The organism is Roseateles sp. (assembly GCF_031397715.1).
Classification (GTDB): Bacteria; Pseudomonadota; Gammaproteobacteria; order Burkholderiales; family Burkholderiaceae_C; genus Paucibacter_A.
Genome location: NZ_JANNMI010000216.1, coordinates 1 through 3,115, shown reverse-complemented (window position 1 = coordinate 3,115; position 3,115 = coordinate 1). Strand labels below are relative to the sequence as shown.

The following is a 3,115-nucleotide window of genomic DNA, read 5'->3' as shown; positions in this document are numbered from 1 at the left end:
ACCGCATGGCCGGCACGCTGCAAATGGCCGGCCATCGGGTAGCCCATGACGCCCAGACCGAGGAAGGCCAGTTTGAGGGGCGGGATGCTCGGTGAATAGGTTTTTGCTGTGTTCATGGCCAACAGTGTTGCACACTTGGTGACCTGCAAATTCGCCCTCGGCAAGCCTGGTCTCGGCCGATTTGTCATTCGAACAAACCCGAGTGAATAACGGGTTATCCCTTTCACCCTCTGGTGGGTATTGCCCCACCCCCCCGACTCTCAGACACTGCCGAGCAACAAACAAGAACAGCAGCGAGGGATGCCGGCATGTTGACGACGCAGAATAAGAAATCATCACCATCATCATCACTGTTCCTCACGGAGGTGATGCAAGCGCGCCAACCACAATGGCTGGGCAGCATACGCATTGGCCGGCCGCCCAGCTTTGTGCGTAATCCGGTCCAAAAGCGCCAGCCGTTCCGGTTTAAACCCGCCACCCTATCCGGTCAAATCGGCCAGTAGCAAAGTCATTAAATACAAGAGCCTTGAGGTGGTGGAGGCCAACCGGAACGGCTGGTGGGTTTCAACCGGATTGGTGTGAGGTATTCGCCGGAATACCCAGCTTTGCTTGGCTGACGGGGATTTCATTGTTATTGGCCGCCGCGCTGATCGCTTTTTCCATCTGGGGCGAGTTGACGAGATAGACCAAGCTGCCGGGCCTGCTGGTGCCGACCGCCGGCATTCTCAATCTGAGCGCGCCGCAGGTGGGTCGCAGCACTCCCTCATTTTGTACGTCGGCCAAAAAGCATGAGCCGGCAAGCCGCTTTTCGATTTCTTCTAGCTACCAGCAAAATCCAAAAAATGCTGCAACAAAAATTATCAACGCCAACTATTCTGATTACCCGGAAAGTCGGAGGCAAATATATTTAAATATTTTCAAAGATCCTCATAAAAGGAATTTCGGCCAGAAAACAACTAAAATTTAACGAATAAAATTACATATTCCTTCACAGTAACTTGAAAAACCGAACCCTCAAGAATTAAGATCATTAACGTTGCCATAGCATTTATATTAACTTTTCTCGCCAACTCAGCAAATGCAAAATTCATGCAGTACTTAGAGCTTAGTGACGGAACCGTGAACAAGCTAGAGCTGCGCACCTCCGACGGAAGCATGAATTGTTTTTTCTTGGCTGGCGCAAAATCAGCGAGGCAAATTAACATCCTATCAAAGTCAATCGACGGCCTAGGGCGCAAATTAAATATATTCCATATAAATTACTACGGGAATGCGGTACCAGTTTCAAGCAGAAATTTCGGATACAAACGGGATATCCGACCCACCCCGACTCTGGCAGCTACAAGAACTTAGTGTTGAATGTTGTAAGTTCTTCAATTACGGGCAATGGGGATAATGATGGGGATGGGGCGCAAATCGCTGCGGGGCGCCGCACCTCTTCCAATTGCGATACGGCGGCGGCTTCACCAGCCTCCAGAAATGCAGGTGGTGGCACTGAGCAGAGCGGAGTAGGTACGGGTTGGCAACAAGGCGGCACCGTTTCTCCAGCGCTAGGTTGTTATGGCAAATGTGGCGGGGGCGGTGGCAAGGTCTGGGTCGGCCCAACTCTGCCACATTAGAAGCCACGGACCAACTGGATCTGAGGGCAACTATTTTCCACTCATTGTGGACGACCTGTCAGAGAGAAACTTAGCGCCCCGGTGCTCTTGAAGAATAGCAAGCTACTAGTTGCTCAGTAGTGCGCATATCGATACTCCAAAACTGCACCGCCTCTGCTTGATGGAAAGACAAATTCTAGAGTATAGAAACACCTTTCGCTTCAATGAGCCGACGATATGAAAGTACGACCACAGGCATCAGCAAAAAACAGCAAATACGCTTTTAAACTGGAGTTAGTCAAGGGAATCATTGATCATTTAACACGAATTAAGGCGATACAAACAAAGCTAGGACGCGAGCGGACTTTCTTACAACCAACAGCTATAGATACTTGCAAAAATGCAGGGTGATCACACTCCACCAGGTTACTTCAACGTGCACCTCAGTTATCCAACAGAGCACCCTCCGTGAATTGAATTCAAACACAGAAAATGTTTTTTAATTGAATTAAGCGGCAAACAAAATGCCAATCAAAAAGTATTTTTTAACTCTAAGTCTAGGCAGGCACCACAATTTTTCGCTTGTTTTCTTAACTGCTGCACTTGTATTTTTTGCCATACCCTGGAGTTGCTACGAATGGTTTTGGCTCAGGGCACCCGATGGTCGCAATATTGCCTGGCTCGTGGCCAGTGCAATTATTGGTGGCTTGATGGTTCTGAGGCTTCAATATTTCAACCCAAAGCGACGTAGCCGCAAGCTGCTTTTGCTTGCTGCAATTCTCGTATTCGCTACACAACTTTTTGGCGCAATTGCCAACAGCACGACAGTTGTTGAGCACAGGCAGAATTTGCCGGACGGTGGCGAAGTTATGGCGCTTGGAATGGGCACGTTTGGCGGCACCTGGACCAATATAGTCACGCGCACCTGCTATGGCGTCGTACTTTGCAGAGAAGTCAATGTAAAACAATACAGCAACCCATCCGTTACTGGATTGAAAGTCAACGATGACGGCAATCTGACTGTCAGTCTTTCAGAGTATGGGCGAAGTGATTACTTGGAAGTACTTGACTTGAAAGCATTGCAAGCCAAGTACAGATGAGAAAGTAGCTCGCTCGCTCTTTTATTCACTAAACAATCGTGAAATGCTCCGTCCCCGCCGACAAATCCTCGGACCGCGCACGCTCGCTATTGAGCTTGATCTGCAAACGCAAATCATTGACCGAGTCGGCATTGCGCAGCGCGTCTTCATACGTGACCTTGCCGCTCTCATAAAGATCAAACAGCGCTTGGTCGAAGGTTTGCATGCCTTGCTCGCGTGAGCGCTTCATGATTTCCTTGATCTCGCCGATCTCACCCTTGAAGATCAGGTCTGAAATCAGCGGCGAGTTGAGCATGATCTCGACCGCCGCCACCCGGCCCTTGCCTTCGCGGCGCGGCAGCAAGCGTTGCGACACCAGCGCGCGCAGGTTCAGTGACAAATCCATCAAGAGCTGAGCGCGGCGCTCCTCGGGGAAGA

4 protein-coding genes and 1 pseudogene are annotated in these 3,115 nt (G+C 50.0%); 2 read left to right on the top strand and 3 right to left on the bottom strand.

Annotated features, from left to right (window positions below; genetic code table 11):
- Both RMO57_RS09365 and RMO57_RS09360 read right to left on the bottom strand, forming a co-directional pair.
- A partial coding sequence (locus tag RMO57_RS09365; protein ID WP_310385986.1) for an NAD(P)-binding domain-containing protein occupies positions 1 to 116 on the bottom strand: 116 nt, incomplete at its 3' end.
- A 448-nt stretch (positions 117 to 564) separates the two neighbouring features.
- Entirely contained in the window at positions 565 to 783 is a 219-nt protein-coding gene (locus RMO57_RS09360; protein WP_310385984.1) for a hypothetical protein, read from the bottom strand.
- 1,052 nt (positions 784 to 1,835) lie between these two features.
- Here RMO57_RS09360 and RMO57_RS09355 point away from each other — a divergent pair.
- Positions 1,836 to 2,009, top strand: coding sequence for a hypothetical protein (locus RMO57_RS09355; RefSeq protein WP_310385983.1), 174 nt, complete (start codon positions 1,836 to 1,838; stop codon positions 2,007 to 2,009).
- A gap of 113 nt (positions 2,010 to 2,122) precedes the next feature.
- Positions 2,123 to 2,698, top strand: a complete 576-nt coding sequence (locus RMO57_RS09350) for a hypothetical protein (RefSeq protein ID WP_310385981.1) — start codon at positions 2,123 to 2,125, stop codon at positions 2,696 to 2,698.
- A gap of 28 nt (positions 2,699 to 2,726) precedes the next feature.
- On the opposite strand, the pseudogene RMO57_RS09345 reads toward RMO57_RS09350, so the two are convergent.
- A pseudogene (locus tag RMO57_RS09345) lies at positions 2,727 to 3,115 on the bottom strand (type IV pili twitching motility protein PilT); the annotation flags it as partial.

Bases quoted from the DNA above. Each gene is read 5' to 3' on its own strand.
- RMO57_RS09355 (WP_310385983.1), top strand. From the start codon at position 1,836: ATGAAAGTACGACCACAGGCATCAGCAAAAAACAGCAAATACGCTTTT.
- RMO57_RS09350 (WP_310385981.1), top strand. From the start codon at position 2,123: ATGCCAATCAAAAAGTATTTTTTAACTCTAAGTCTAGGCAGGCACCAC.